This window comes from Streptomyces sp. NPDC058619, from assembly GCF_042717785.1.
Lineage (GTDB): Bacteria > Actinomycetota > Actinomycetes > Streptomycetales > Streptomycetaceae > Streptomyces.
The window spans coordinates 1-4,734 of sequence record NZ_JBHXQN010000126.1; the positions used below are offsets into that span (position 1 = coordinate 1).

Annotated in this window: 2 protein-coding genes and 2 pseudogenes; 2 read left to right on the forward strand and 2 right to left on the reverse strand. The window is 70.8% G+C overall.

The annotated features are described in order from the left end of the window. Positions 1-86: 86 nt before the first annotated feature. Positions 87-619 (reverse strand): annotated as a pseudogene (locus tag ACFWTC_RS38460) (IS110 family transposase); the annotation flags it as partial. 330 nt (positions 620-949) lie between these two features. On the opposite strand from ACFWTC_RS38460, the gene ACFWTC_RS38465 reads away from it, so the two are divergent. Both ACFWTC_RS38465 and ACFWTC_RS38470 read left to right on the forward strand, forming a co-directional pair. Continuing rightward, entirely contained in the window at positions 950-1,792 is an 843-nt protein-coding gene (locus ACFWTC_RS38465) for an IS110 family transposase (protein ID WP_383931643.1), read from the forward strand. Positions 1,793-2,313: 521 nt separating this feature from the next. Continuing rightward, positions 2,314-2,507, forward strand: a pseudogene (locus ACFWTC_RS38470) (IS110 family transposase); the annotation flags it as partial. An 82-nt stretch (positions 2,508-2,589) separates the two neighbouring features. On the opposite strand, the gene ACFWTC_RS38475 reads toward ACFWTC_RS38470, so the two are convergent. Further along, positions 2,590-4,656 carry a restriction endonuclease gene (locus tag ACFWTC_RS38475; protein WP_384030608.1) on the reverse strand — a complete coding sequence of 689 codons (2,067 nt, stop codon included), beginning with the start codon at positions 4,654-4,656 and terminating at the stop codon, positions 2,590-2,592. Between the last annotated feature and the right edge of the window lie 78 nt (positions 4,657-4,734).

Genomic DNA, 4,734 nt, shown 5'->3' on the forward strand with positions numbered 1-4,734 from the left:
GATCAGGGTGACAAGAGCGGAGTGACGAGAGATTGTCACGCTCCGTTCTGTGGGAGCCCGGGGGTGAGATTCCCCCGGGCGACCCGACTCAGCAGGATCAGCGGGCCGACGTTGCCCAGGTCCAGGCACCGCTCCAACGCGGGGAAGATGCTGCTGAGTTGGCCGCGCAGGCGGTTGATCCGGCGGGTGCGGTCGGCGTTCAGGTCGGCCCGCCGGTTGGTGAGGACCGCAGCTCGATGGCGTCCTCGTCGTCCGTCCGCAGCACGGTCAGGTCCCGGCGCATCCGGGCCTGGTCGGCGATGACGGTGGCGTCCTTGGCATCGGTCTTGCCCATGCCCCGGTAACCGGCCGAGGCCCGGTTCACCGCGAGACCGGGGATGTAGAGCAACTGCTGCCCGTGGTTGAGCAGCACGCTGATCAGCAAGGTGGCCATGCCGTCGGCGACGTCGACCGCCCACCCGGCGTCCTCGTCGAGGGCCAGCACGTCGGTGAGGAGGGCCAGCAGCTCCGGCTCGTCGTTCAGCACACGGCGCGACAGCAGCCGCTTGCCCTCGGCGTTTAGGACCACACAGTGGTGATGGGTCTTGCCGATGTCCACGCCCGCCCATATCTGGGGCACGAGGTTCCTCCGGTTCGTCGGTATGAGCGGTTCTCCCGAACGACCTCGCCAGCGTGGTCCTACTCAGCGATACACCCGCAGGTGCTCGCAGCTCCTGACTTGTTGAATCGACCCCAGACGCCCGGTCTGCAGCCGTAGCGTCCAGGGTGCCGGACGGCACTGGCTCGCATAGCTCCTTGCCGCCCTCGGGCTGGCTCATGATTAGCGTGCCGCCGCCGTCCGGCACTCGCGCGGTGTGGCTCGACAGAGGCATGAATGTGTGCGACCGCTACTTCAAGTCAGGGTGCCCACCGCACACTTCTGCCGGCTCGAGCACAGGTCAGGATTCGCGTGATCACCATCGGGATCGACCCTCACAAGTCCTCACACACCGCAGTCGCCATCGACGCCGCCGGCCACAAGACCGGCCAACGCCGTTTCGTCGTCAACGCGGGTACCTTCGGCCAGCTGATCCGCTGGTGCGAGCAGTGGCCCGAGCGCCGCTTCGCGATCGAGGGCGCAGGCGGCCTTGGCCGAACCCTCGCCCAGCAGCTGGCCGCCGTCGGCGAGGACGTCGTGGACGTGCCCTCGACGCTCTCGGCCAGGGCCCGGCTCCTCTCCACCGGCGGGGACCGCAAAACCGACCCGGCCGACGCGCTCCACGTCGCACAGGTCGCGCTCTTCCGCACCGACCTGCGCAAGGTCATCCCCGAGGACCAATCCACCATCCTGCGGCTGCTGACCGAACGCCACAACGACCTGGTCAACGAACGGACCCGCACCATCAACCGCCTCCACGCCGTCCTTCGCGACCTGCTTCCCGGAGGAGCCCCGGCACGGCTTTCGGCTGACAAGGCCGCCACTCTGATGAAGGGCATCCGGCCGGTTACAGCCACTGACAGCTGCCGGCGTGACATCGCCCGCGAACTGCTGGCCGACCTCCGGCGGCTTGACCGGCAGGTCAAGGACAACGAAGCCCAGATGCGAGACGCGCTGGCAGCCTCGCGGACAACGCTCACGGATCTGCCCGGCCTCGGGACCGTCCTCGCGGCCAAGATCCTCGGGCACATCGGCGATGTCAGCCGCTTTCCGACCGAGCACCACTTCGCCAGCTACACAGGCAGCGCTCCGCTGGACGCTTCCAGCGGCAAGACGTCCGCCACCGGCTCAACACCGGTGGCAACCGAGCCCTGAACTCGGCCCTGCACATCATCGCCATCTGCCAGATCCGCGACGGCGGCCGCGGGCAGGAGTACTACCGCCGCAAAATCACCGAAGGCAAGACGCCCGCCGAAGCGCGCCGGGCCCTCAAACGACGCCTCTCCAACGTCGTCTACCGACTCATGAAACGGGACCAGCGAAACCGACTCGCGGCAGCTGCTTGACACACAGAGGCGCTAATCAGCGGCCGAGTCGTCGTGAGACACCGGGCGGCCAGGTGAGGCAAACCATCGCGGGCAACCGACTGAAAGCCATACCCGGTGTCTCTGGGCCTCTGGACCTTACGACGGCCCGTCCAACCCATAAACAACGTAGGACCGACTGACCGAACTTCGGGTCCTCAACGGGATTGTGTCGGCTCGGGCCGGGGGGCGCTCGCCCCATCACTGTCTTGTCCGCCCTCCCGGCCGACGGGTGCCGTTCTGCCCGGTCGAATGGAGAGGACGGCACGATCCACGATGGCACAGCACGAGGTCGAGGTCACCGGCGGCGTCGACACCCACCGCCTCAACCGGGGCGGCGACCGCGCCGCGAACGCCGCCCTCTACCGAATCGTTCTCTGCCGGCTGCGCTGGGACCAGCGCACCCGCACCTACATGGAACGACGTACCAAAGAAGGCCTCTCGAAGAAGGAGATATCCGCTGCCCCAAGCGGTTCGTCGCCCGCGAGATCTTCCACGTCCTGACCGCCACCAACGCCACAGCAGGCCCCGGGTCACCTCACAACCGCCGCTTGACATCCACAAGAGCATCCCTGCGGGTCGATACCCCTAGGCGACCTCGATGCCGTACTCCCGCAGGAGGTCCTCCAGGCCGCCCCGGTAGCCCTTGCCGCCGATCACGAAGTCCCAGTCGCCGTTCGCCCGGCGCCGGAACGAGCCGAGGACCAGGGCTGTTTCGCCCGCCCGGCCGTCGGAGACCTCCAGCCGTCCCGCCTCCGCGCCCGCCGCGTCAAGGAGCCGGATCCGGGCGTCGGTGAAGCCGGCCAGGTCGCCGTGCGGATCGGCCTCCGGGTCCACGGCGGCCACCAGGACCAGCCGGTCGGCCTCCCGCGGCAGGGCGTCGAAGGACACCTCGACGGCCGCCTTGTCGGGCGCCGCGTCGGCGCGTGTCCGGACCGAACCGTCGGGGGTCCGCGAGTTGTTGAAGAAGACGAAGTGGTCCTCGCTCAGCACCCGGCCGCCCTTGCACACGAGCGCGCACACGTCCAGCGCCACCGAACCCGACCAGGACATGCCGAGCACGTTGTGGTCGGCGGGCGGCTCGGGTTCGGGCGCGCGCTGCGCCGGGACGCTACCGGCCGCGCCCCCCAACCGCCCCCGCAGCCCGTACTGGTGCAGCAGCTCCACGAGCGCGTCGCCGGGAACCAGTTCCAGCGGCTTGCCGTTGGCGAAGGTGTACGACCCCGGCCCGAAGGTCGCGGTGGTGACGAGGACGCCCTTGTTCGCCCCCTTGTCCTGGACGGTGCCGTACAGGTCCCGTACCGCCGTGGGCGGCACGGTGTTGCGGTAGCGCTTGACCTGCACCACGATCCGCCCGCCCCGGATCGGCGCCGGGTCCAGCGCCTCGACGTCCACGCCGCCGTCGCCCGACCGCTGCGTGGTCACCGCCTCCATGCCCATCGCCCGGAACAGCTCGGCGACCAGGTTCTCGAAGGCGATCGGGTCCATCGCGAACAGGTCCGGCTCGTCGTCACCGCCGACGCCGCCGCCGTGGCTGACGACCCCTCCGCCGACCTCTTCCGGCCTGCGGCCCGGACGTACGGCCGTCAGCTGGTCGGGCCGCGCCGACAGCTGCCCCCGCAACCCCCCGACCAGGCAGTCCACCGTGCTGACCTGCTCCAGCCGCAGCCCCGAGAAGGCGCTGCGCGGCGCCCGCGCGGTCGCGAGGACGAACTGCGCCTCGTGGCCCGTCACCGGATCGGGGCAGTCCACGAAGCCGTTGACCGCGACCGAGTCCAGCACGCCGAACTCGTCCGCCGCGTACAGCTCGCGCACGACCAGCAGCATGCTCTGCGCCAGCAGGTCCCGGTACAGCGCCCGCCGCTCCGTGGCCGGACGGGGCCTGACCTTGTCCTGGCCTGTGCTCGGCAGGTACTGCACCGACCTGGCCTCCGGCACCACCGCGTACGCGGGGAGCTCCCAGTCCAGCACCAGCTCGCGCGCGCCGGGGTCGTACGCCGCCGCCACCTGCCTCGGCAGCGCCCCGGGCCAGGCCGTCGAGGCGTACAGGGCTGCCGAGAAGTACTCGACCACCGCCTCCGGATCACCGCCGCGCAGTGCCCCGGCCAGCTCCGCGAGCCCGCTGTTGTGCGCCCGGACACCGGCGAGCTGGTCCGCCGCCCACCGGTCGTACTGCTGCCGGTACGCGGCCAGCTCCTGCTGCCGCCGGCCCTCCGCGGCGTGCGCCGCCTGCCAGGCCTCGGCGTACCGGGCGTGCGCCTCGCGCTCCGCCTGGGCCCGGTGGCCCGAGCCGAGGGTCCAGCCGCTGCTCTGCTGCTGGAACTGCTCGATGCGCGGCATCGGCACGGGGTGCGCGAGGGTCCCGGGGTCGAACGGCTCCAGCCGGTCGGGCCGGACCAGGTCGGCCATCCGGAAGGCCGGCGCCCGGCACCCCGCGACCAACAGCCCCTGCAGGGACTCCACCTCGGCGTCGAGCCGGGCGGTCCGCCGCTGCGCCTCGGCCTCGCGGTGCTGGCGCTGGCTGCGCGCCGCCTCCCGCTCCCAGGTCCGCTGACGGCGCTCGGCCTCCCGCTGCTGGACCTGCAGCGTCTGCTGCCGACGGCGCTGCGCCTGCGCCCAGTCCCCGATCAGTCCGCTGCTCGATCGACGGCTCATCAGCTGTGTCTCCCCCCACCGCGTGCATCGGGGAAAACACTAGTCGGCGTGCGGGGTGTCCGGACCCGGTCCGGACAC